Source organism: Paraburkholderia sp. JPY419 (genome assembly GCF_050435705.1).
GTDB classification, from domain to species: domain Bacteria; phylum Pseudomonadota; class Gammaproteobacteria; order Burkholderiales; family Burkholderiaceae; genus Paraburkholderia; species Paraburkholderia youngii.
The window spans coordinates 1386059-1410742 of record NZ_JBNDKV010000004.1; the positions used below are offsets into that span (position 1 = coordinate 1386059).

Annotated in this window: 20 protein-coding genes; 7 read left to right on the forward strand and 13 right to left on the reverse strand. The window is 60.7% G+C overall.

The annotated features are described in order from the left end of the window. Positions 1–22: 22 nt before the first annotated feature. Complete coding sequence (locus tag QFZ91_RS34870) at positions 23–1543, reverse strand: mannose-1-phosphate guanylyltransferase/mannose-6-phosphate isomerase (RefSeq protein ID WP_429570015.1); 1521 nt, start codon at positions 1541–1543, stop codon at positions 23–25. A gap of 636 nt (positions 1544–2179) precedes the next feature. Here QFZ91_RS34870 and QFZ91_RS34875 point away from each other — a divergent pair. Continuing rightward, on the forward strand, positions 2180–3487 hold the full coding sequence (locus tag QFZ91_RS34875) for an O-antigen ligase family protein (RefSeq protein ID WP_429570016.1): 1308 nt from the start codon (positions 2180–2182) through the stop codon (positions 3485–3487). On the opposite strand, the gene QFZ91_RS34880 is transcribed toward QFZ91_RS34875, so the two are convergent. The 6 genes from QFZ91_RS34880 to QFZ91_RS34905 all read right to left on the reverse strand — a co-directional run bounded on the left by QFZ91_RS34880 (position 3463) and on the right by QFZ91_RS34905 (position 12016). Next, a complete protein-coding gene (locus QFZ91_RS34880) occupies positions 3463–4653 on the reverse strand; it encodes a glycosyltransferase family 4 protein (protein ID WP_176379629.1) in 1191 nt (396 codons plus the stop codon). The genes QFZ91_RS34875 and QFZ91_RS34880 overlap by 25 nt on opposite strands. 51 nt (positions 4654–4704) lie before the next feature. Then, positions 4705–6021, reverse strand: coding sequence for a lipopolysaccharide biosynthesis protein (locus QFZ91_RS34885; RefSeq protein WP_176379630.1), 1317 nt, complete (start codon positions 6019–6021; stop codon positions 4705–4707). A gap of 15 nt (positions 6022–6036) precedes the next feature. Beyond that, positions 6037–7047: a glycosyltransferase family 2 protein gene (locus tag QFZ91_RS34890; RefSeq protein ID WP_429570017.1), complete on the reverse strand. Its 1011-nt coding sequence runs from the start codon at positions 7045–7047 to the stop codon at positions 6037–6039. A 69-nt stretch (positions 7048–7116) separates the two neighbouring features. Further along, positions 7117–8586 (reverse strand): hypothetical protein, encoded by a 1470-nt coding sequence (locus QFZ91_RS34895; RefSeq protein ID WP_429570018.1) that lies wholly within the window; start codon positions 8584–8586, stop codon positions 7117–7119. 5 nt (positions 8587–8591) lie between these two features. Beyond that, entirely contained in the window at positions 8592–9707 is a 1116-nt protein-coding gene (locus tag QFZ91_RS34900; RefSeq protein WP_429570019.1) for a glycosyltransferase family 4 protein, read from the reverse strand. 59 nt (positions 9708–9766) lie between these two features. Then, a complete protein-coding gene (locus tag QFZ91_RS34905) occupies positions 9767–12016 on the reverse strand; it encodes a polysaccharide biosynthesis tyrosine autokinase (protein ID WP_429570948.1) in 2250 nt (749 codons plus the stop codon). An 881-nt stretch (positions 12017–12897) separates the two neighbouring features. Here QFZ91_RS34905 and QFZ91_RS34910 point away from each other — a divergent pair. Together QFZ91_RS34910 and QFZ91_RS34915 are read left to right on the forward strand one after the other, a co-directional pair. After that, positions 12898–13830 (forward strand): helix-turn-helix domain-containing protein, encoded by a 933-nt coding sequence (locus QFZ91_RS34910; RefSeq protein WP_176379635.1) that lies wholly within the window; start codon positions 12898–12900, stop codon positions 13828–13830. A gap of 60 nt (positions 13831–13890) precedes the next feature. Further along, the gene (locus tag QFZ91_RS34915) at positions 13891–14907 is read left to right on the forward strand and encodes an ATP-grasp fold amidoligase family protein (RefSeq protein ID WP_429570020.1); all 1017 of its coding nucleotides are present in this window, start codon (positions 13891–13893) and stop codon (positions 14905–14907) included. Positions 14908–14971: 64 nt separating this feature from the next. Here QFZ91_RS34915 and QFZ91_RS34920 read toward each other — a convergent pair whose 3' ends face one another. The 6 genes from QFZ91_RS34920 to QFZ91_RS34945 all read right to left on the reverse strand — a co-directional run bounded on the left by QFZ91_RS34920 (position 14972) and on the right by QFZ91_RS34945 (position 21134). Next, positions 14972–15688 carry a substrate-binding domain-containing protein gene (locus tag QFZ91_RS34920; RefSeq protein WP_429570021.1) on the reverse strand — a complete coding sequence of 239 codons (717 nt, stop codon included), beginning with the start codon at positions 15686–15688 and terminating at the stop codon, positions 14972–14974. A 5-nt stretch (positions 15689–15693) separates the two neighbouring features. After that, positions 15694–16377 carry a 4-carboxy-4-hydroxy-2-oxoadipate aldolase/oxaloacetate decarboxylase gene (gene ligK, locus QFZ91_RS34925; protein WP_429570022.1) on the reverse strand — a complete coding sequence of 228 codons (684 nt, stop codon included), beginning with the start codon at positions 16375–16377 and terminating at the stop codon, positions 15694–15696. Between the two features lie 2 nt (positions 16378–16379). Continuing rightward, on the reverse strand, positions 16380–17405 hold the full coding sequence (locus QFZ91_RS34930; protein WP_429570023.1) for an amidohydrolase family protein: 1026 nt from the start codon (positions 17403–17405) through the stop codon (positions 16380–16382). A 71-nt stretch (positions 17406–17476) separates the two neighbouring features. Then, entirely contained in the window at positions 17477–18832 is a 1356-nt protein-coding gene (locus QFZ91_RS34935) for an MFS transporter (protein WP_176379639.1), read from the reverse strand. Between the two features lie 534 nt (positions 18833–19366). Next, a complete protein-coding gene (locus QFZ91_RS34940) occupies positions 19367–20890 on the reverse strand; it encodes a tannase/feruloyl esterase family alpha/beta hydrolase (RefSeq protein ID WP_429570024.1) in 1524 nt (507 codons plus the stop codon). 19 nt (positions 20891–20909) lie between these two features. After that, complete coding sequence (locus tag QFZ91_RS34945; protein WP_429570025.1) at positions 20910–21134, reverse strand: hypothetical protein; 225 nt, start codon at positions 21132–21134, stop codon at positions 20910–20912. Between the two features lie 1016 nt (positions 21135–22150). Between QFZ91_RS34945 and QFZ91_RS34950 the strand changes: the two genes are divergently transcribed. The 4 genes from QFZ91_RS34950 to QFZ91_RS34965 all read left to right on the forward strand — a co-directional run bounded on the left by QFZ91_RS34950 (position 22151) and on the right by QFZ91_RS34965 (position 24574). After that, the gene (locus QFZ91_RS34950) at positions 22151–23245 is read left to right on the forward strand and encodes a porin (RefSeq protein ID WP_429570026.1); all 1095 of its coding nucleotides are present in this window, start codon (positions 22151–22153) and stop codon (positions 23243–23245) included. Between the two features lie 20 nt (positions 23246–23265). Further along, positions 23266–23556, forward strand: coding sequence for a hypothetical protein (locus QFZ91_RS34955; RefSeq protein WP_429570027.1), 291 nt, complete (start codon positions 23266–23268; stop codon positions 23554–23556). Between the two features lie 114 nt (positions 23557–23670). Then, the gene (locus QFZ91_RS34960) at positions 23671–24072 is read left to right on the forward strand and encodes a DUF3597 domain-containing protein (RefSeq protein WP_176379642.1); all 402 of its coding nucleotides are present in this window, start codon (positions 23671–23673) and stop codon (positions 24070–24072) included. 82 nt (positions 24073–24154) lie between these two features. Continuing rightward, entirely contained in the window at positions 24155–24574 is a 420-nt protein-coding gene (locus QFZ91_RS34965) for a hypothetical protein (RefSeq protein WP_429570028.1), read from the forward strand. Positions 24575–24684 lie beyond the last annotated feature (110 nt).

Below are 24684 nucleotides of genomic sequence, written 5' to 3' on the forward strand. Positions count from 1 at the left end.
GTATCAGGTCGACTTCGTCGCATCAGCCACAACGCCCGTACTTGTCGTCGAAACGCACGATGTCGTCTTCGCCGAGATAAGTGCCGGACTGTACTTCGATGATCTGCAGCGGTACGCGGCCCGGATTTTCGAGCCGATGGCGAACACCCAGCGGGATGTAGGTCGATTCGTTTTCGCCGAGGAGAAACTGCTCTTCTCCACGCGTGACGAGCGCGGTGCCGCACACCACCACCCAATGCTCGGCGCGATGATGATGCATCTGCAACGACAGACGGCCGCCCGGCATCACGACGATGCGCTTCACCTGAAAGCGCTCGCCATGATCGATCGAGTCATAGAAACCCCACGGGCGACGGACTTTTCTGTGAGCATCGGCTTCCGGTGACTTCTCGGCCCTGATCCGCGACACGAGTCCCTTGATGTCCTGCACATGCGAGCGATCCGCGACGAGCACCGCGTCGTCGGTTTCGATCACGATCATGTTGTCGGTGCCGACGCAAGCGAGAAGCCTGCCTCCTTGCGAGCGTGCGTAGGTCGCGGTGGACCCTTCGAACAGCACGCGGCCGCTGGCCGCGTTACCGCACTCGTCCTTCTCCATCGCTTGCCACACGGCATCCCACGAGCCGAGATCGGACCACCCCGCTTCGAGCGGCACCACTACGCCCGAAAACGCCGACTCAGGTTTGCCTAGCTGTTCCATCACCGCATAGTCGATCGAGTCGGACGGCGAACCGAGAAACCCGTCGGCGTCCGGCATGATGCATTCTTCAGTCTTCTTCGCGTCGCGATACGCCTGAATGCAGGCCGTGTGCATGTCCGGCTGAAACTGCTGGATGACCGAAAGCCACACCGACGCCCGCACGACGAAGATGCCGCTATTCCACCAGTAATTGCCCGACGCGACGTACTGGGCCGCGAGTTCCGCCGCGGGCTTCTCCACGAAGCGCTCGATGCGACGCGCGCCGTCGGGCAATGCATCGCCGAGCCGGATGTAACCGAAGCCCGTATCGGCCCGTTCGGGCGGCACGCCTAGCGTGACGATCGCGCCGTTGCGCGCATGCGTTGCGGCGATGTCGAGCGAGTGATGCAGCGCGTCCAGATTCGCGATCGCATGGTCGGCTGGCATCGCGACGAGGATCGCGTCTTCGTCTTCCGTGCATGCCGTCAGCGCGGCAAGCGTCAGTGCCGGCGCCGTATCGCGACGCGCGGGCTCGACCACGATCCGCGCGTTCACGCCGATCTCGCGCGCCTGTTCGTAAGTCGCGAAATAATGCTCGGTGCCGCAGACGATCACCGGATCGGCCGCGACGTTCCATGCCGCATCGAAGCCCGCCATGCGCCCCATGGTCGCTTGCAGCAAAGTCTGCTTACCGATCACGTCGATCAATTGCTTGGGAAACTGTTCGCGCGACACCGGCCACAACCGGGTGCCGGAACCACCGGCGAGAATCACCTGCACGAGCGTCGGGAACTCCGACTCGGCGGCGTCCTGTCGCATCGTTTCGACATCCGCTGCGGCTGCTGCCGCGGTAACCTTACCCATCGCAAACTCCTTCGCATTGAAACCGGCTCGGGAACGCGTCTTCCTGGACGACACCGAACAACGCGGTGTGCCGCGATCCACGCAAATACCGTCTGATGTGATTTATCGACAGGGCGTCCGCGTCAAACGGACCAAACCAGTAGTTCAGTTCACAGTGATAGAGGCACGCGCCGACGACAAATCCGGCGCGAGCTGGAAGTACAGAAACTGACTGGCCGAATCGCAGTGGTCTGCTCGACAACGACGACCGGAAAACGATTTGAAAACGAAAGAACGAATGTGGCAACGACGTACATCGGATCTGGTCGACGTCGTGCCCCGATGGATTCATCATAGTGAGAGCGCCTTGCGACACAGGGCATCTGGCGCGAAGCGCGGAAGTTTTGGCGGCGCTCGGGGACCGGATTTCGCAAGCTTGCGAACGAGCTTGCACTTCTATTGCAGTGCGCACGATGGAAATAAGCAGCGACACGTGCTACCGTTTAATGAACGTCCCGTGGCATTCCTGTCAAAGACAAACAGCTGTGTGATCCCGCACGGCCACACTGTAAGTCTTTCGCTGTTCCCAATCTCGCCATCATCCAGCGCATGGGCACAACCCCCAACCGGCGCGCCATCCGTTTTTCTGGAGCTGCAATGGCCTATCTTTCGCTACTCGCACTTTTTATGACGGTCACGAACTTCGTGCCCCTCAGTGCGATCGGCTTCGTCCCGCTGCTATTGCTGGCATGGCGCTTTTACGGCCGCACTTATCCCGCGTTCATCACGCCGCTTACCGCTTTCACGGTGCTCGCGATCATCTCGACGTTGCTCTATGATCCGCAGTCGTTCCTCGAATTCGACTTCTATCGGCGCGACGGCAATTTCTTCATCTCCTATCTGCCCATTTTTGCCGGCTGCGTATATGCGCACCGCTGGGATCTGAACAAGGTGCTGCGTTCGTTGTTCATCTTCGCAGTCGTCATCAACCTGCCAATGTACGCGTACTACATCGCCACGAACGGGCTGTTCAGCATCTTCATTCACCCTGACGACACCTTCGGCAGCTACTTCATTGCCCGTAACGCGGCCGGCGGCTTCCTGGCAATGCTGTTCTGTCTCGGCGTAGCGTGCTACCTGCAAAAACGCAGCAAGCTGATAATCGCGCTGCTGTTCTGCACTACGCTGATGCTGTTTTCGACCTATAGCCGCGGCTCGCTGCTCGGCGCGGTGGCCGTTCTGCCCTACCTGTACTTTGGCCGCAAGCGCTGGATTCTCGGTACGCTGATCGCCGTGCTGCTGATCGCCTCGGCCGCCATCGCGATCTACCATACGCAGCCGAACGTCGACTACATGGGCTATACGTTCGCGATTCACGCCAACGACGCAAAGGTCAACAACCTCAACATCCGCTACGAGTGGCTATGGCCACGAGCGCTCGCGTATTTCGTGCAAAGCCCGCTCGTCGGTCTCGGCTTCGGCTCGTTCGACGACCATATCGGCAGCCTCACCTCGTACTTCCATCTGTTCGCGGTACCGTCCGACATCGTGATCGAGCACAGCGACTCGCACGCTCACAACTCGTACCTGAATATCCTCGCCGAGCTCGGCGTCGTGGGCTTGACGCTGATCCTCGCGTTCTTCTGGAAACTGGTGGAATGGAGCAAGCAGGGGGCGGCGTATGCCGCGTTGGTCGAGGGGGGCCGCCACTTCGCGGCGTTCCGCTTCGTCGAGATTTCGTCGGTATGCCTGCTGGTGATGTCGGCAACCGAACATCGGCTGGTCACGCCGTCGAATGTATTGATTCTTTCTCTTGTAATCTCGCTGCTGCTAGCCGCGCGTCCGCTGGCGGCCACTGCATTCAGGCCCGGCCCGCGCGGTGCGCGCAAGGCGGGCGTCGTGGGTGCGCGAGCTACACAGCCCGTGCCCCGGCGCCCGACTCACGGCGCAACGTCGGCAAGATGACGTTCTTCGGCCGGCAGCGACTGACTCGGCGCATAGGGAAGGAACTGCTCGACGCACGCATAGGGGAGCCGGGCATCGACGAAGCCCATCAGCGCCTTCTTGAAGTTCTCAGACGAAAAACGCTCGGCATTCTTGCGGCACACACGTGCATCGAATAAGGCGGCGTTGCTCTCGAAACGGGTAACGGCTTCGAGCAAGGACGCGGTGCTTTGCTCGCCGAAGAAGACCCCGGTGGGCCGCTCGAGCGGCAATCCCACCACCGATTCAAGCGCGCCGCCGCGGCCGAACGCAATCACCGGTGTACCGCATGCCTGCGCTTCGACCACGGAAATGCCGAAATCCTCTTCCGCCGCGAACACGAATGCACGCGCGCGCCGCAAATGATCGACCAGCACGTCGGACGGCTGATGCCCGAGGATCTTGACGTTGTCGCCGGCCACCGCTTTGATTTTCTTCATATCGGGACCGTCGCCGATCACGACCAGCTTGCGCTCGGGCGTTTGCGAAAAAGCCTGAACGATCAGATCAATACGCTTATAAGGCACCATCCGAGACGCCGTTACGTAGAAATCCTCTTTCTCCGTACCAATGGACATATTCGCCAGATCGACAGGCGGATAGATCACGGTCGCTTCACGCTGATAGGCCTTTCTGATTCGCCGTGCAATGAACTGGGAATTAGCAACCAGATGATCGACGCCGTTCGCAGAACGCGAATCCCAGCCGCGAATGTAATGAAGCAGCACTCGCGCCAACGCGGAGCGCAGTCCCCTGTCGAGATGGGATTCGCGCAGGTACTGATGTTGCAGATCCCACGCATAGCGGATCGGCGAATGAATGTAGCTGATGTGCACCTGGTTCGGCCCGGTCAACACGCCTTTGGCAACCGCGTGGGAGCTCGAAATGACGAGATCGTAGCCGGACAGATCCACCTGCTCGATAGCAATCGGCATCAACGGCAAATAGGCGCGGTATCGTCTTCGCGCAAATGGCATCTTCTGGATGAAGGACGTATTGACGGACTTCCCCTTCACGCAATCGCGGTCTTCGAGAAAATCGACAATCGAAAAGACGTCCGCATCCGGGAAGCACTCGATGATGTTCTTCAATACTTTCTCGGCGCCGCCGGACACTACCAGCCAATCGTGAACAATAGCGACTTTCACTTCGACCTCCTGTGACAATCCAACCAAACTCCCGCACACCCACGGGCCACTTCAATCGTCTTTTGCGCCGCCCGCCTGGGTACGAAGCCCACACACCACCCGCACCCGCGCGAGCGCCCGCTCGGCGCCGGGTAATAGCCCGATCAGTTCGAGACGAATCAGCACGCTGAGCAGCGTCACCGACTGCGCGGCTTCGCCGATCACCCGAGCAGAGGCCATGCCAATCGCGCCGAAACGCGGCGCGAGAATGAGCGCCGCCGCGAGATTGACCAGCGCCGAGGCGACGCCGGCAATTGCGAGTACCCGGTCTTTCCTGCGCGGTACGAATACATAGAACGCCACGAACTCATTGAAGGCCGCGAACGGGAACATCCATGCAAATACCTGCAATACGTGCACACTCGGCTCGAACGCGGCGCCGAGAATCAGCGGCAACACGAAAGGCGAAAGCGTCAACGCGCCGCACAGCACTAGCACGCCATAGCCGAGCAGCAATAGGGCGCCGCGCCGTGTCGTTACATGCGCGCCCGCCTTGTCGCCCTGCGCGAGTTGCCGGGTTATCGTCGGAATAAAGACCTGCGCCGCGGGGGCCATCAGGCTCAGACCGATCGTCGCGAAACGCTCGGCCGCGCCGAAATAGCCGACCTCAGCGGGGGTGGAGAACAAGGTCAGCAAATACGTCGACGACGCCGTCAGCACGACGGAGCCGGACGAATAGCAGAACAGCATCGTCGACCTGCGTATGAGCGGCAGGACGCCGGAAAACGCCAGACGCGGCCAACCGAGCTGCCACGTCGTCAAACCGTAGGCAATGGCCAAGGACACGGCGCCCGCAATCAGCAGGCTCGCCAACACCCATACGGCGTCGTTCGGTCCTCTGACGAGCGCCAGCACCAACACGAGACTCAGCGCAAAGCCGAACACTTCGATTATGATCGGCGTGCGAATCTGCTGCCGCCCCTGAAATAGCCAGCCCAGATTGCACGCCGACACGATGCCTAGCAGGGTTGCGAGCATGCCGATCAGAGGCTGCTCCGCCAACAACGGTGAGCAGAACGTCGCAACGATGCCTATGCCCGCGCCAATCACGGCGAGTGCCAGCCGCGCGCTGACATGCAGCGAATAGATCGCATTGCATTCCTGGGTCGACTGCGCTTTCGCCACCTCGCGCATGCCGACGAAGGTGAAGCCGAAGCCGACGAACATCCATATCACGTTCATCAGCGACATCGACGCGAGTACCCGCCCGTATTCGGCCACGCCAAGCACCCTGCCATAGAACGGCACCACGATCATGAGGTACACGTACCTCATGAAATAGCCGGCGTACACAAATACGATCAGGTTGGTGCTCGTTCGTCTATCCATGCCGTCCTCCTTCGCCTAGCGTCCTGCGACGCGACGGCGCGCAAGCGGGTTCGCGATATAACGCACCGCGAAATCGGACAGCGGCGAGTACGGCACGAGACACAGGCTCGACAGTACGAGGGTGCCGAGCTTCTTCTTCAGGCTCCAAAACGGGTTTGCAATGATCGTGTGCAGATAGCTGCGCGAATCGCGGAGCATCCAGTGCCAACGCCTGAAAAACGTCGCGCGATAAACGGAAGAGCAGAATGTCGCTTTCTCGTGTGAAAAATCGAGAAATGTGGCCGGCAATTCAATGTCGAGGCGGTCTTTTGCAATATTGCGCAGAATGGCCCAGCGCATGTTGAACGCCCGCGGCGCTTTCGTCAGTTGTTCCGAGTTTGCGAACGACACCGTTTCACTGCCCGCGTTATGCACACGGTAGCCGCCTAGCGACTTCGACAAGGTCGCGATCGGTCCAGTCAGCGCGACGCCATAGATCGCGTAAAAGTCCGCGCCATAGCGATTCACGCCCTCTTCGGGGACGGGGAAGATCTGCTTGAGCGCACTCACCCGGTAAGCGTTGCCAGACGCGGGCGGCGACGGATAGAGCCAACCGCCGCGCAACAGAATGCTGCAGTCGGGGGGCGGCTCGCTATTCGGCACGTAGGCACCCGTCAACTCTCCATTGCTGTCCATCACGTCGAGGCGGAATTGCACCTTTGCCCACTCGCCGCTCCGGAAAAAGCGCATGACCTCGGTGACTGCGGATGGGTACAGCACGTCATCCGAATCGAGAAAGATCACAAACTCGGTGGTGAGCGACGCGATTGCATAGTTGTAGGCGGACACCTGTCCGCCATTTTTCTTGCACACCGACACGACGCGGTCGCCGTAGCCTTCGATGATCGCGCGTGACCCGTCGGTCGATCCATCGTCGACGATCATGACCGTGGTCGCCGGATAGTCCTGCGCGAGCGCCGAGTCGATCGCCGCCGCCAGATAGTGCTCGTAGTTGTAATTGCAAATCGCAATGGTGACCTGTTTCATGATGTGTCAACGCTATCCATCAGGTTCGGTCCGCCGGCTCCCGGCGGCCGTAAAGTTCGCGAAATCTCGCTATGCCACTGCCTGCGCCGCACTCCGAACCACCAGATAAGCCAGATGTTTGGGCGGATTGTTACCAGCACCATTCACCTTGTCGGGTACCTTGAATCGCACGTTCATCAAATCGTTGTCCCAACTCAATGCAACGTTGTCCGGTACGCTCGCCTCGCCACTCACCGCGTCGATGAAATCGGCCTTTATCGCATGCGAGCGCAGCGCCTGCAGCCCGCCGATGGAAATGTTCTGCCAGCCCGCGCTGCTGCTCACCTGCATCACCAGGTCGTTGCCGGAAACCAAAGCATTTGCGGCAACACCCGGACCGCATTGCAGCGGTTTCGAAAAACTCGCCAGATGCCCACCCACGGTTTGTCGCAACACGACCAAGCTTCGACCGGAAACGTTGTAGGTTCGTTCAGGCGGACCGGGGTGCGTGAGACGATACGGTTCATAGCCCTCCCAGTGATAGATCATCGAGACGTACTTGTTCGGATCGTCCCAATTCCTCCCGAGCGCCCACACCGCGAAGTCGAAGAAATAGCGCGGCAAATAGTGCGGGTCTTTGATGTACTCGTTGCCGATCTCGGTTTGCCAGATGCCGCGCGCGGGACCGTTCTTCACGTACCTCTGGTACAGCGGTTCCATGTCGGCGACCGGCAAATAGTGCGTGTCTATGTAGTCGACCCAATCGAGCATGCGCTCTTTCAATTCCGGACTGCGATATTCGAGCCAGCGGTAGAAGTTATCGAGGCCGCCCTGGTCGGGCCAGCCGCCATACACCACGTACGCGCCATAACTGCGAATGATGCGGGCGGCCGGAATATGAACCCGCTCGACGTAATCCTGCATCGCGCGTTCATACGGTTTCGAGCGTTTTTCGTCCTTGCTGAACCCCGGGCCGCGCCAGAACACCGACTGCTGCAAGCCGCCGGACAATTTTCCAGCCGCCTCGTTCCAGATCTGGAAATAGCGCAGGTTATAAGGCGGCGCCGAATACTTGCGGACCACCGCGTCGACGTACTGCTTCCATGCATCCACGTCGACGGGTGCCGAATTGTTTTCGCCCGGCACGCTCGCATTCCATCTCGGCGTAAAGCCGAGCATCAGCAGCGAACCGATTCCATTGCGTTCATTTCGCAACAGTCTGGACGGCAGGTCGACATCGTACGCCGAGCTGGTTTTGTCGATGCGCATCGGCTCGCCGCGCCGATCAGGTTGACCCGGGCCGACCGAGTCGCGACCCCAGCTGATGCCCATCGCTCGCCACATCTCGATGTCGGCAACCGATCCGGCCCAGCCGTTCACGCCGATCAGATCGCTCATCATGCGGCCGCGCGCGCGCGCGTGCGCAGGGTCCTGTACCAACGCGAGAGCGGGCCTGATATCCGACAATGGCGCGGCCGCGCCCGCCGCCAACGCGGCGAGTGTGCGCAACGCACGTCTTCTGCCAGCACGGGTCTTCATGCGATCCATGTTCGTGCCCATCCACGCTAGCTCGCTGACGCGCGCGGTGCCAGTTCACGCAGCCGCTCGCCGGTCTTTACATCGAGGATTTCGAGCACCTGTTGCGCCGCGCGCTCCCAGCGAAACTCGCGCGCATGCAGCAGCCCAGCGCTGCGGTATTGCTGGCGAAGATCGGCGTCGCTCATCATCTGCTCGATCTTTGCGGCGATGTCGTCCGCGGAGGCCGCGTCGCAGTACATCGCGGCATTCCCGCACGCTTCCGGTATCGACGTACGCGCCGACGCGATCACCGGACAGCCGCAATACATCGCTTCCAGAGGCGGCAGGCCGAAGCCTTCGTACAACGACGGAAACACGAGGCATCCAGCGTTCTCGTAGAGCCCCTTCAGCTCCTCGTCGGACACGAATCCGGCCCACACCACCTGCCGCGACTGCAGCGGATACTCGACGCCTGCACTGCTGAAGATGCGCGGATACTGTTTTCCCACGATGACGAATTTCACGTCGCGCAGATGCCCGAGCCGCGCGATTGCGTCCAGCACGCCGCGCAGATTCTTGCGCGGGTCGAGACTGCCGACGATCACGCAATACGCGTCCTTGTTCAATTCGAGCCGTTGCAGCACCGACGGGTCGGCCACGATCCGGTCGAGATGATCCGCGCCGGGCGCCACCACTTTCACACGCGATTCGTCGATCTTCAGGTGATGGCAGATCCGCATTTTCGAATACGTCGACACCGTCAGAACGATCGGATGCGTGCGCGGCAATAGCGTGAAGACGATGCGATACCAGAGCCGGAATTTCCTCGAAAAGCCTTGCGGCACGTCGAAGACGGCCATGTCGTGAACCATCACGACCTGACTGTGCTTGAACAGCGGATTCGTATTGCACAGACTGAGCAGCGTGATCCCGCGAGCAGCGATCGGCAGCGTGATCTGCTCCCACAACGTGCCACGCAGCCACGGAAAGCGCCGCTGCGGTCTGAGCAGCGCCCCGGGCTCGACTGCATTTTGTGGCACGAACAATTCAGGTTCGTCACCGGGCGCGGCACGCATCTGCATGGCCCTCGTCAGCTCATACGCCACGCGTTGAACCCCCGTGATGGACTGCGAAGTAAACTTTCCGTTGATTGCAAAGGCCATCTGGTTCTCCGTTTTACGCCATCGCGAACGCGCGTTACCGCGTTGAGGTCCCCACACGCTCAGGCGCCTCGCGGCGCTTGCTGCCCGGCGTCGTTTTCGCCGAAATCGCTGGCATAGTTCGTTTCGTAGCCGTAATTCTTCGTGCTTCGACGCAGCGGTATGCCGTTGAACACCGCGCCCGCGATGCGCCCTTCCGCGCGTTCCACCTTTCTGATCGTGTCGGCGATCTCGTCCTCGCTCTGCATACCAGAGCGCAGCACGAGCAGGGATGCGCCCGCCTCGTTCGCGACGATCGAGGCGTCGGTGACCGCGAGGAAAGGCGGCGTATCGATGATCACCAGATCGAACTGGCTCGACAGCCGCTCAAGAACATCCTTCAGGCGCGGCTTCATCAGCAGCGCGGCGGGATTCTCCGGGCGCACGCCGCACGACAGGAACGTCAATCCGTCGATGCGGGTGGAGCGCAACGCATTGCGCAATGGCAAGCGTTCGGACAGCACTTCGGATAGGCCTCCACGATTACTCTCGTTGAACAGGGAGGCGAGATGGCCACGCCGCATATCGGCATCGATCAGCACCACACGCTGACCGACTTCCGCGTGCAGGATCGCCAGATTCGCGGCGACGAAGCTCTTGCCGGCGGACGGCGTGGGGCCGATGACCATGACGATGTTGTTGCGTGCGTGCGCGAGATCGCGCGTGACGGCGGTCCGTACGCTGCGCAGCGCTTCGACCGACGCGTCGTGTGGAAAGCGCGCGGCGAGAATCCTGTTCGGAATGCCCTTATCGAGCTGAATCTCGTGCAGACTCTTCTGCAACGGCGGATGGGCACGCCCGGTCGCTGGCGGCAGAGATTTTCGGCCTGCGGTCGCATCGCGATCGAGCAGCACTTGCTGATGGCTGAACAGAATCTCGCCAAACACCGGCACGCTCATCTGGCGCTCGACGTAGCGCGGGTCAGTCACGCCGATCATCACGTGACGGCGCATGAAGACCAACACGACGCCGGACACGAGACCGAGCACCAATCCGCCGCCGAGCACGAGAATCGGCTGCGGCATGACCGGCATATGCGGTCTCATCGCCGGATCGAGAATATGCGCACCGCCCGTCGTGCTGGCGCGGCGCACCTGCAATTGCTCAGCCTTCTGGACCATGCCGAGATACACCGTTTCAGCCACCTTCTGCGCGCGGATCAGATCGACGCTCTCGCGCTCCGACGCCGGCATGCCGTTGAAATGGTCGGAGAATTTCGCTTTCGCTTCTTTCAATTGCGCCAGTTGCTCGTCGATGTTCTGCACCCAGCGGCTCTGCGGCGTATAGCGCTCGAGCATTTGCGTGCGCTGCAATTGCAACGTCGCGATCTGCTTGTCGAGATCGAGGCCGCCCTGCAAATAGGCTTGCGCCTCGTTGGTCGGCTGCATCGATTGCGAGTTCGAGCGGAAGCTCTTCAGCGCTTCCTCGGCTTTTCGCAGATCGGCGAGTAGACGCGGGAGTTCGCCGTTAATGAACGCGAGCGTCTGTGTGTCGTTCGATTGTCGGCTCGCCACCGCGGAGGCGAGGTATTGCTGTCCCAATGCATTGGCGACCGCAGCGGCTTTGTCCGGACTCTTGTCGCGGTACTGGATTTGCAGCAACCCCGAGTCTTTCACCTTGTCGCCGATCTTGATCAGACTCTCGAAGCGCTTGATCGCATCGAGCTCATTCCAGCGGATCACTTCGAATTTCGTGCCGGGCCGCGCAGCGAGTTCCTTCACGAGCATCGACACGCCGTTCTGCTTGACCGGCATGCCGACCGTGCCACTCGCCAGCAATTCGCCGGACGGGCCGTGCAATTCGAAGCCGCCATTGTCGAGCGCGGTCAAGGTCAGCTTCTCTTCCTCGAGTTCGCGCGGCACGTCGAGCGCCGCGATCTGCACGCGCTCACCGCCCCATGCATACGATTTCAGGCCGAGCCACGGCGCCGAAGGCTGTCCCGGTGTAGCAAATTTTTCGGCGATGTCGCCGAGCACCGGAAGCTTGTGCGGCTTTACCGAAATGTCGAAACGGAACTGGTCGATTACCGGCTGCAAAACCGACCGGCTTTCCATCACCGCCATTTCCGTTACCGACGACGGCGTCGGAGGCGGCAACAGTTCCTGGTTCTGCAACGCAAGTCCGAGCGCATTCGGCTCGGGCGGGTCCACACGAACGATTACGTCAGCGGAATAGATGGGGGTGGCAATCAGAAGATACGCGACCGCGAGCGTGAGGACGACGACCGTCGTCACCACGATCTCCCAGATGTGGTCACGCATTAGCGTAAGCATCCCGCTGGCACTGAGTTGTCTGCGCTCGGTATCAACAGCGGGATAGAGCGAGTTTTGCGGATAGTAATCCACCGGTCTGATCCTTGCAGGTTGATGAAACAAAGCGATCGGCAATCGCTCTGCGTCGCCACGTCGCTATTTATGCCGCCGGCCGGATGGACCCTGGATTGGCTGGCAGCACGGCGAAGCGACGTGCTGTGTCGGGTTAGGTCGGGGAGCCGTGTTCGGGACCTCTCGAACCACGGAAGGCTACACACCTATTGCTTATCCACCGCGGCATTGCCGATTGTTCTTCTCACGAATCAGCGAATGCGGTGCCCGCCATTCACGTAATCCGCGATTGACAATTTCTCTCTCGATGTTGCGGTGAAGCATAGTCCGCAAAGGATCGGGGCATTCGCAGGCGGCCCAAAGTAAGGTGCTATTGGCCGATAATGCGGAGCCTTTTACAAATGAAACAGAAGCTGGAAAGCCTTGTTGCGATCTGCAATTGCTGTAACAGAGTTATACGATAGCCGCCGAACATCGCGCCAGAACGCCAAATGGGCGGTTGGTGTGCAAAGAATGCCGTTGATATCCCGCAAATCGTGCCGAATCCACGCTGCTCGGCGCATTCCGCCGATGCCCTGGCTTCTCGCCTGCAAAAATCGCGCTAATCGTGCTGGAAAAAAATTCCGCCCAACGTTAATTAGTAGCACGCAATTTAGCGAATAGTGAGGTAAGAATTTCTCGAATCCTGACGATTACGCCAAAACACCCGCGCATGCCGGCCAAGCTCGTCTGACAGAATTCGATGCGCTAATCTCAATGCGTAGATTTTCCTGTCTGGAGAAGCTGGCGTGATGAAGCACATTGGTCTATTCGTCTTTCAGGATTGTTCGATGGCAAGTACCGGCGCGATCGGCGACGCGTTCCGGCTTGCCAATGAGTTCAAGAGAACGGCTGGCGAAGAGGCGCCATACCGGTTTACCGTGGTATCCGATGGCGGTGGTCTGGTGACCAGTTCTTCGGGCATATCGATCTGGACGCAAGGCCTCGAACGCTATTGCCTCGCGGATTTCCACGCGTTCTTCGTGGCCTGCCGCGACGTCAGCGAAGTGGCGGAATCCAACGATCGGTTTCTGTCGTGGATCTCACTGCAAGGATCGATCGCATCTTTCGGCATGCAACAGGGTGCGAATCTCGCGGTCGTCTGCAACGATCCGCTGCAATCGATCGTGCCGATTTTTCTGTTCGACGACAGCGGTGATGCCGCGCGCACGCAAAGCAATGTGACGCCGACCGATCTCGCGCTCGCGCAGATCGAACGCGACATCAATACCGACACGGCCCGCAAAATCGGCCGCATCCTGCAAACCGGCTACGCCGAGAATAGACGTTCGGAGCTCGACGACGTCAATATCACGACGACGACCGAGAAGATTCGCGAATCGGCGCGCTGGATCAAGGAGAACTACAGCAAGGCTATTTCGGTTGCCCAGGCGGCCGAGTCGGTGGCGATGAGCAAGCGCAACTTTCAGCGCCGTTTCAAATGCGAGTTCGGCATGACGCCACTCGAATATCTGCTGCGCACACGCTTCGAGATCGTTCGCTCGATGCTGAAGAACACCGATTTGCCGGTCGATAAGATCGCGCGTCGCTGCGGAATGGGCGACGGTAATCGGCTCGGCCGGCTATTCAAGGAGCGCTATGGCATGTCGCCGACGCAATTCCGCGCGCAACAGCATGTGGACGCGGAAGAACGCTGGCTGACACCGGAGGAAAGCTGGAGTGCCGCGACCGAGATGTTGCGGCAAGCGCCGCTGACGCTTTGATTTCAATTCCCTGTTACTCCGAGCACGACTCGTCGGCTCGACCGCAAAAGGGATAAGAACATGACGATCATCAAAACCGCCGAACTGGCCGCGGAGGACGCGGCCGTCGCGCCGGAAAACATGGCCTCCCTACAATCCGTTGACAGTGCCGTGGCTGCGCGCTGTGAGATGCCGGGCCTGCGCGCAGGCGCGCATTTCGCGCAAGGGCAAGCGCCATCTACCGTGAGAAAGATCAAGGAAGCGGCGAAAACCTTATTGCCGGATGCCCTTTTCCTAAGCCTGTTACATCACAAACGCACTGGCCGTTATCCTAATCTGATTCGTCCAGTGACGTTCAATGAGAAGATCCTGCAGCGCAATCTTCACCCTGATCCTCGCTATATCGAGCTGACCGACAAGCTGCTGGTGCGGGACTATATTGCCCGGAAGATCGGTGACAAGCATTTGATACCGCTGATCGCAGCGCCCGATGTATTCACGCCCGAAGTGTTCGACGCGCTGCCCGATGCTTTCGTAATGAAAGCCAATCACGGCAGCAGCTTCGTCGAAGTGGTGAGAAACAAATCGGAGACCTCGTTCGACAAGCTGAAGAAGCTTGCCGACCAGTGGTTGCGCACCGAATTCTATTACGTTGGGCGCGAGCGGCACTATCGGTCGATCGAGCCTCGCGTCTTCTTCGAGAAGCTGCTGCTCGATCAGCGCGGCCAGATTCCGGCGGATCTCAAGATGCACTGCTTCGGCGGTCGGCCTGGGGGGCCGATCATCTATATCCTCGTGATCTCCGACCGGTTCGGCACCGCGACGCACGGCGACGTGTACGACGTCGACTGGAATCACCTCGATATCGCAATCGGCGACTACAAGCGCAGTGCGGCACCAGGTCCGCGCCCGCCGAATCTGGATGCCGTGCTCGATATCGCGGTCCGTCTGTGCGAAGACTTCGACTATGTGCGAGTGGACCTGTACGCGCCGGACGAGCGCGTTTATTTCGGCGAACTGACATTTACGCCCGGTGCAGGGGTGCTGCCCTTCACGCCGGACAGTATCGATTACGAGTGGGGCAAGCTGATGGCTTGAATCCGCTTTCATTCGCGGCGTTTGGATTCCACCATCGAGCCGGGGCGCCGAGCGCCGCTCCCCATCAAGCCGGCGACATGCCGTTTTGCAGCTTTGCGCCGTCGGCCTCGCGCGAGACCAGAAACGTCAGCAACGCCTGCGCCGCTTCCCGGTGGCGCGCCGCCGTGCAGATCGCGGCGGTGAAAGTCGTGGTGGACTGGATGGCGGCAGGAAGCTCGCCGAGCACGTCGATACCGGGTACGTGAATCAATTCGCTCATTTGCTGAAAGCCGAGCGCGACTTCTCCGCGCGCGACGAGCGTGCCGACCGGCACACCCGGCGGCGCCTTCACGATACGCGAAGCGATCTGCCCGGCAATGCCCCAGCGTTCGAACAGCTTCAGCAGATGCGTGCCGCTCGGCCCCGTCGAGTAACCGATGCTGCGCGCACCGAGAATCGCGTCGCGCATCGCCGCTTCGGTCGCGATGTCCGGATGTGTCGCTCCGGCCGCGACCGCGACCGCGATGCCCGAGCGCGCGAGCCCGACGCGGCTCGCCGCTTCGACGCAACCCGTCACCACGAGCCGCTCGATCGCGTCTGCTGCGAGCACGACGATATCGAAGACTTCGTCATCCTCGACCCGGCGCGCCGCATCGACGCCGCCGACCGATTCGATCGTGACGCCCTGCCCGGTGCGCCGCTCGTACGACGCGGCGAGTTCGGCGAGCACCTGGCGCGTGGCCATCGACGAAATGCCGGTGATCGGCGCGCGCACGGCTTGACCATTGATCTCTGCGACCACGCCTGTCAGTCCTTGTAACGCAGTCCAGCCTGCTCGAGCGGCCCGCGCATGTTGTACATATCGAGACCCAGCACACCGGAGGCGAGTTTCGCGCGCTTCTCGGCTTCGTTCGCCTCGCGCGCCGCGGCCTTGTCGAGCACCACTTGCGCGGCGGCCGCCGGCACCACGACCACGCCGTCGTCATCGGCAACGACGACGTCGCCCGGCGTGACCAGTGCGCCCGCACACACGACCGGAATGTTCACCGAGCCGAGCGTCGCCTTGACCGTGCCCTTCGCGGAAATCGCCTTGCTCCAGACCGGGAAGTTCATTTCGGTCAGCACGCCTACGTCGCGCACACCGGCGTCGATGATCAGCGCATGCGCGCCGCGCGCCTGGAAGCTGGTTGCGAGCAGATCGCCGAAGTAGCCGTCGGTGCTCTCCGCGGTGACACCCGCGACGACGACGTCGCCCGGCCGGATCTGTTCGGCCGCGACGTGTAGCATCCAGTTGTCGCCCGGTTGCAGCAGCACCGTGACGGCCGTGCCGCTCGCGCCCGCGCCGGTATAGATCGGACGCATATACGGCTGGAGCAAGCCCGTGCGGCCCATGGCTTCATGCACGGTGGCCGAACCGAGCGCGCCGAGTTTCGCGGCCACGTCCGCATCCGCGCGCTGGATGTTGCGATACACGACTCCGATTTCATACATGATTACAGCCCCTTCGTTTTCAGCAAGGCATCGAGACGCGGATAGACGCGCCGCGCGTTGCCTTCGTAGATCTTGTAGCGCTGCTCCGGGTTCATATCCGCGGCTTCAACGTAGCGCTTCGTGTCATCGAAATAGTGGCCGGTTTCGGGATCGATGCCGCGCACCGCGCCGATCATCTCGCTCGCGAACAGGATGTTGTCCAAGGGAATCACGCGCGTGAGCAGATCGATGCCCGGCTGATGATAGACACAGGTGTCGAAAAACACGTTGTTCAGCAGATGGTCCTTCAGCAACGGCTTCTTCATTTCCTGCGCGAGGCCGCGGAAACGACCCCAGTGATACGGCACCGCGCCGCCGCCGTGCGGAATCACGAACCGCAGCGTCGGGAAATCACGGAACAGGTCCGAGGTCAGACATTGCATGAACGCGGTGGTATCCGCATTCAGGTAGTGCGAACCGGTGGTGTGGAAGCACGCATTGCAGCTCGTGCTCACGTGAATCATCGCGGGAATGTCGTACTCGACCATCTTCTCGTAGATCGGGTACCACGAGCGGTCCGACAGCGGCGGGCTGGTCCAGTGGCCGCCCGACGGATCGGGATTCAGGTTGATCGCGACATTGCCGTACTGCTCGACGCATTTGACGAGTTCAGGAATACAGGTGGCCGGATCGACACCCGGACTTTGCGGCAGCATCGCGGCCGGCACGAAGTTCGCGGGAAACAGCTGGCTCACGCGATAGCACAGTTCATTGCAGATCGCGGTCCACGTGCTGGAGACTTCGAAGTCACCGATGTGATGCGCCATGAAGCTCGCACGCGGACTGAAGATCGTCAGATCGAGGCCACGCTCGCGCATCAGTTTCAACTGGTTGTTTTCGATCGACTCGCGCAGCTCGTCGTCGCTGATCTGCAATTCCGACACCGCCGGCATCTCGGACGGACTCTTGATGCCTGCGATCTGGCGGTTACGCCACGCCTCCAACGCTTTGGGCGCGGTGGTGTAGTGGCCGTGAATGTCGATGATCACCGTGATTCCTCAGTAGATGAATTTAACCAGCGGCGCGCGCGAACCGCACGCGCGCCACGTACCTGCGTGCGTCAATGCGCGGTATTCGGCTGCGCCGCCGTACCGGTGCCGCCCGCGCGCTGGCTCACCAGGATGGCGATCGCGGCGAGCGTAGCGGGGATCGCAAGCATGGCGAGGATCGCGCCGAACTGCCAGCCGAAGCCGAGCAGCGCGCCGCCGATCGCCGAGCCGAAGATGCTGCCGAAGCGGCCCATGCCGAGCATCCAGCTCACACCGGTCGCACGCGCAACGGTTGGGTAGCGGCCGGGCGCAAATGCGTTCAGACCGGTTTGCGCGCCGCTCATGCAGAAGCCCGCGGCAAACACCAGCAATGCGAGCGACGACGACATCGCGCCGATGTAGCCGAGCCCGAGCACGCACACTGCGCCGCCGATATACGCGGCGCTGATGACCGGCGCCGGACGCGCCTTGTCCATGACCCAGCCGACCAGCACCGCGCCGATCGTGCCGCCGATCTGGAACATCGCCGTGATGTTGGCCGCGGTGGTGACCGACAGACCCGCATCCTTCATCAGCGTCGGCAGCCAGCCGGTCAGCAGATAGATCACGAGCAGGCCCATGAAATACGTGACCCACAGCGCGATCGTCATCGAGCCATAGCCTTGCGAGAACAGCACGCCGATTGGCTTGCGCGTCGGCAGCGGCGGTTCGTTCGACACGAACACTTCATTGCCGGCGAAATGCACGCCGCACACCCGGCCGAGCACCTTGCCGATACGCTGCGCAGGCGCGCCGCGCACCGCGAGCAGACGGGCCGACTCGGGCAGCAGCCAGATCTGGAACGGGATCAGCACGAGCGGCAGCGCGCCGCCGAAAATCAGCACCGAGCGCCAGCCGTGAACCGGAATCAGCCAGCCGGCCGCGAAGCCGATCAATGCCGAGCCGAGATTGAAGCCCGTGAACATCACGGTGATCAGCAGCGCGCGCTTGCGTTGCGGTGCGTACTCGGACAGCAGCGTCGTCGAGTTCGGCATCGCCGCGCCGAGGCCGACACCGCTCAACAGACGCAGTGCCGCCATCGAAAACGGCGATTGCGTGAACGCAGTCGCGATCGTAAACACGCCGAACAGAAACACCGACGTAATCAGCACCCACTTGCGGCCGATGCGGTCCGATGCCGGACCCGCGAACAATGCGCCAATCACGAGACCGATCGGCGCCGCGCTCATCACGAGACCGAATTCGGGACGCGAAATACCCCAATCATGAATGATGGACGGTGCGACGAAACCCATGATCGCGACGTCCATGCCATCGGCGGTCACGATCAGAAAACACAGCACTACCAGCAGCCACTGGTAGGGCGAGATCGGCCGTTCATCGATGAACTTCTTGATATCAATTCTGTTACCGCTGGTAGTACTCATCAAAACTCTCCTGTCTCCTTCAATGGCCTCATCGCGCGCTCGACGCGGGTTGCTTCGCAAAGTGCGTCGTAACCATCGTGGCGATGGGGCCCCTACACGCCCTACTCAAACAACTGGCGTGACGGTACGTTTCGTCCTTCGCGGGCCAAAGCGCGGGTTAACCATATGGTCGAAGCGAGTATCCGCATTTTCAGCGTTCCGCATAGCATCGTCGAAGTCTGTCCGATTCGCGCAAAGCGGCGCTGGACCGGCGTTCGACCTAGGCCCACCGCCCTTCGGAGCGGCCTCGCCGGACGCCAGTTGGTACACCAACTGATAAACAAAACAGATGACGCGCGAACGAACTCGCATAGAACGGCAGCGAGACACCCCGCTTTTGCGATCGACGTGAATGCGCCGCGCTGCCAGCGGATTTTCCCCACGAAAAAGGGGCTCAAAAGAAAAAGCGGATGACCGTGTCACAGCCATGCAGCTTCGGGATGAGCCGGCGTGGCGGACCGGCTCGTACTCAGTTAGCGCTGCGCGAGACCCGGTTCAGGGCGCCGCGACACCGCGCGTCGCCGGCGTATAAGGCGTGTAGAAGCTCGAACCCGCCCACGTACGCGAGGCTGCCGTGTAGAGCGGTGCGCCTTGCGTGTAGTTCGCGCCGTCGTGCCAGTCGCCCGAACCGGTGTACTTCGCGACCGCCGGGTACGGATAGACCGGACGCGAGGCCGTTACGTTGTTCGACGAATCGGTCTGATACGTCATCACCGAAGTCGGCACCCTGGATTCTTCGACCCAGTTGGCGATCTTCGACACGAGGTCGATATTCGGGTTGCCTTCGCCGCCACCGCAGTGGCCGACGCCCGGCACCAGATATAGCCGCGCGAACTGGTCGACGCTCGACGTGCCCATCGTGTTCTGCATCGCTTCGTAGTACTGGATCGTGAACAGCGGCGAGATGTGCTGATCCGACCAGCCATGCCACAGGATCAGCTTGCCGCCGGCAGCATTGAACGCGGACAGGTCCGGGCTCGTCGCGTCGATGAACGGATGGTTCGCCTTCAGATAAGTCGGGTAGAAGCTGGCGTCCTGGTAGCCGAAGGTGTCGATGGTCGGCATCGTCGGCGAGCCCGTGAAGATCAGGTTGTACGCGCCCGTCACGATCGAATAGCTGAACAGCTTCGTCACGGAAACCGGTGCATCCGTCGAGTTCGACGTCGGCACTTCGACGCCAACCCAGTTCGCTTCCGAACCGTACTGCGGCGAACCCGCCAGCATGTACTCGCCGGTCGTCGCATCGGTCGGACCGCTGTAAATGGCCTTCGCTGTCGTGACTTCAGCCGCGGTCAGGCAGTTGCTGGTGCTCGTCGCGCCGCTCGCGCACTGGATCGTCGCGGGATCGAAATGGCAGGTACGCGGATCGGCGATCAGGCCATCGGCCGCGCCGCTGCCGCCGCCGCACGCCGCCGCGACAGCTTTGTGCAGCAGCGTCGCCTTGTCGGCATACAGAATCGCATTGCCGGCGCTGGTGCCGGTCGTGCTTTGCGACTTCACGCTCCAGCCGTGATACAGCGAGTTCTGGATCTGGAAGTGCGCAGCCGGCGCGCCCGCGACGATACCGTTGTAGTCGGTCGGGTAACGTTGCGCGGCCATCAGCGCTTCGCGGCCGCCGTCCGAGCAACCGATGAAGTACGAATACTTCTGCGTCTGTCCGTAGTAAGCCTTGATCAATTTTTTCGCGGCGAGCGTCGTGATGTGCTGACCGCGATACGCGAAGTCAGCCTGCTTTTGCGGGTCCGTGGTCCAGCTCGAATCCTGGCCCGAGTGACCCATGTCGGTCGCCGCCGTCACAAAGCCGCCCTGCTGCACGAGCGGGCACTGGTACGAGAAGCTGAACGAGCTTTGCTTGGTCGGGTCGCTCAGATTGCCGCACAAACCACCGCAACCGAGTTCCGCGAAACGCTGTGTCCATGTGCTGACCGGCAGCGCGACTTCGAACGTGTTCGACGGAGCGAGTGTGCCCTTCACCGTGCAGAACGCGACCGTCGCGCCGTTGACCGTTGCGTTGGTCACGGTCGCCGAGGTAATCGAACTACCGGCGCCACCGATGTCGGTGATATCGATTGAAGCGAGCTTCGAGCAATCGACGACCGCGTTGCACGGCTGCCAATGGCGTGTACGTGAGCGTGCCGCCACCGCTACCGCCACCGCATGCGGCGACGATCGCGGCCGTCGCGCAAACGCCGACGAACGTCAGCAGTGAAACGCCGCGCGCCTTGATGCGCGACAGCAACTTCAGCGGTTGCAGTGTTCTCATACTTGTTCTCCTGCGTGGTTGTCACGGTCCACTATTGGGCCCGTGCATGTGCTCGCGGTGCGCATCACGCATTCACGATGCGTGACGCATGTCTTCTTCACCTTCATCGATTCAAATCTCCTCTTTTATTACTTCGGCTTTTAGAAACGTCTTCGTTCTTCTGGTCGCGGCGGCGCGCTCGCACAGGCTCGCCGGGTTTTGACGCGACGTTAGCCAGACGGTGATTGACAGGAAATCGCGGGTTAACCACAAGGATCAGCGATATCGGCGGCTCTCCGATGCGCTCGCACGTCCAACTCGATGACGCTCGACACCGCGCTCGAACCGATGGCACAAGGAATGACGGGCGGCGCCGCAAACCGATTCGACCGTGTGCCGCTAGCTCCCACGGTCGCACGCAATAATTTTTTTAGATGCGAAAAGAAACAAATTGAAATCGGGAGTCACTAGCACTATGAGTCGCCAACGACTTCCGCGATGTGATGACGCGGGAAAGCAGAAAAGTACTGCTTCTATGCGTATTGCAACGACAACGACAGCCTCCGCGCGCGTGATCTCATAGAGAAGAACAAGACGTCAATCTCGGCTATTGCCAGGTTGTGGCATGAACCCAACGACATTTCCACTCGCGTTGCGAATCAACGCGAAGAGCTTTCTGTTTTGTTTATTGACGCGTTGTCGTGACATTTGCGCTTCTTACACCTTCCATTCTCCTGCTTTACGACAAACAAACATCACGTTGCCGCGACGCAACCGCAAAGCTGTTATTTTTCAATGAGCTATCACGCATAGTCGGAAATGAGATAGTCAGAGCGCCGCCTCGCGAGTTCGCGTAAACCCCGCTATGTCGGACAGCTCGCATTTCAATCAGCTGCATTTTTCGGTCCGGCTGCGCTACTTCCTCCGCAACATCGCTCCGACTATATTGAGCGCCGTTCACACCTCCCCTTCACCAATACGGCCATAGCCACATGACTTCGCTTGGCACGACGAAATATAAAAAGGAGATCATTTCAATGAAGAAGACGCAGATCGCGCTCGCCATTTTCGCGGGTGCCTTGATGTCGACGGCAGCACACGCGCAAAGCAGCGTCACGCTATTCGGCCTCGTGGATACCGGCGTTACGTATGTGAGTAACCAGGGTGGCAAACACAGCGTGAAGATGGATGACGGCGTCAATGGCCCGAACCTGTGGGGCATGAGAGGCACCGAAGATCTCGGTGGCGGCACCAAGGCCATCTTCGAGCTCGTGAACCAGTACCAGCTGAACAACGGGCAATTCATGCCCAATTCGAGCCTGTTCAGCCGTCTTTCGTACCTGGGGCTCGTCGACGATCGCCTCGGCAAGTTCACGCTCGGTAATCAGTATGACTTCATGACGGACTCGCTATTCGCAGGCGGCAACGATCCTGCCAACGTCTCCGGCCACTTCTACGCATTCCGCGCGGGTCCGTTCCAGAAACTCGCTCTGCCGCAGAATCCGACCGGCGCGTTCGACTGGGATCGCATGGCCGGCGTCAGCCTCAATAACTCAGTCAAGTACGTGTCGCCGGCGTTCGGTGGATTCAGCGCGGGCGCGATGTATGGCTTCGGCAACGTGGCGGGCTCTATCGGCGCGGGCAATTCGACCAGCTTCGCGCTCAACTACGCGGCGAATTCCTTCGGCGCCAACGCCGCCTACACGAACGTGAAGTACTACACGGCCGGTTCCCCGCAGGTCAGCGTGCGCAACTGGGGGCTCGGCGCGCACTACGTATTCGGCTCATGGTTCACCAACGCGCTGTTCACGACCGTGCACAACTCGGCGAACGGCGGCTCGGTCTATGGAGGCTCCGTCGGGGTGCAGTACCAGTTCACATCGGCACTCGCCACCGGCGCGTCGTATTTGTACATGAAGGGCAATTCGGTCGTCGACAACAATCACGCGCATCAGATCGCGGCGATCGTCGACTACTCGCTGTCGAAGCGCACGAGCGTCTACGTGATGGGTCTGTATCAGCGCGCAAGCTCCGGCGGCTTCGCGCAGATCAACGGCATGAATAGCGCGGACGGCGCATCGAGCGGCCAGACCCAGGCTATCGCACGGGTCGGCTTGCATACGCACTTCTGACACCGGAAACCGTCGAAGAGTTGGAGACGATCGCACGCACGTTCGATACGCCGCTGCTCGTGAACATCGTCGAAGGGGGGCACACGCCGCAACTGACGCCGGCTGAATTGCAGAAGCTCGGTTTTTCGATTGCGATTTATCCGGCATCGGGCTTTCTGGCGGTCGCGAAAGCGCTGCAGGATGTCTACGGCCAGATCAAGGCGCAGCGCGGCACCAGGCACGTGGAAAATACCATGTACCCATTCTCCGAAATGTGCAAGTTGATGGGCTTCCCAGCGGTATGGCAGTTCGACCGTGAGCACGCCGAATGACGACGGGCTGACAAAATATTACGTTTTTTGCCGTGCTAGACGCGTAGCATATCGGGGGCATGTCCCGCGAGCGCCCCCACTCGCATTTGTCATTCAACCGCGGAGATTTCGGAAATGAGTATTTTTGGTGACATCGTGCACAAGCTGTTCGGCAAAGCGAAGCCGGACCAACCTCCCCCCGCGACGGAAGCCACCCCCGACCCGGCCGCCGCGCAAGCCGCGACGCCCAACGCGCCCGCCGCACCCGCACCGCTGACCGACGTCGACGTGGCCGCCGTGATGGATCAACTCGTCAGCGAAAGCGGACAGACGTTGAACTGGCGTACGTCGATTGTCGACACGATGAAGGCGCTCGGCGTCGACAGCAGTCTCGAACACCGCAAGCAGCTTGCGCAGGAATTGAAGTACAGCGGGGATATGAACGATTCAGCGAGCATGAACATCTGGCTGCACAAGCAGGTGATGCAGGCGCTCGCTGCAAACGGCGGCAAGCTGCCGCCCGATCTGGCAAGCTAGGCACGACAAAGCAGGCGTCTCGCAGAAAGCGAAGCGCAGCGCAGTGGAAGCCCCGCAGTAAAAATCAATCGCTCAAACGAAGTTGCCCGGTCGAATCACTGAACCGGGCAACTCGAACCTTCTCGGCGCGGCAATCAATGCTCGCGCAATCGGCTGGCAAAAAACGCGCATTGCACGCGCCCTGGACAGCACGATTGCCGTCAGCCCACGTATTCAAACGCGGCTGACCGAACAGATTGAGTTGGAATATCCGCGGCTATTGCGCCGCCGTGAGCTTGAGTCCCGGCCGCAGTGGCTGGGGGGGCTCCAGAGGAGCCTTGCGTTCGTCCGATACCTGTTCGATTCCCTTTCTCGTAACTTCTTCGAGGAAGGTCAGGCGAGCCCGATAGTAATCGGCACGCAGCTGTGCGTCGAGCACCAGCTGTTCGGCCTGAAACAGTTCCATGCGCAAGTTGTTCAGCGCACGTTCGGCCTGTTTCTCGGGAGTAGGAGCATGTTGTGAAGCCCAGTTAGCAAGCCACCTTATCATGGTGAATCCCTCCTTGAGTTCAATGCTCTGCTGCGACAAAGGCTATCAAATAATGGACGCGGCGTGTGTTAAATCGTTACAGG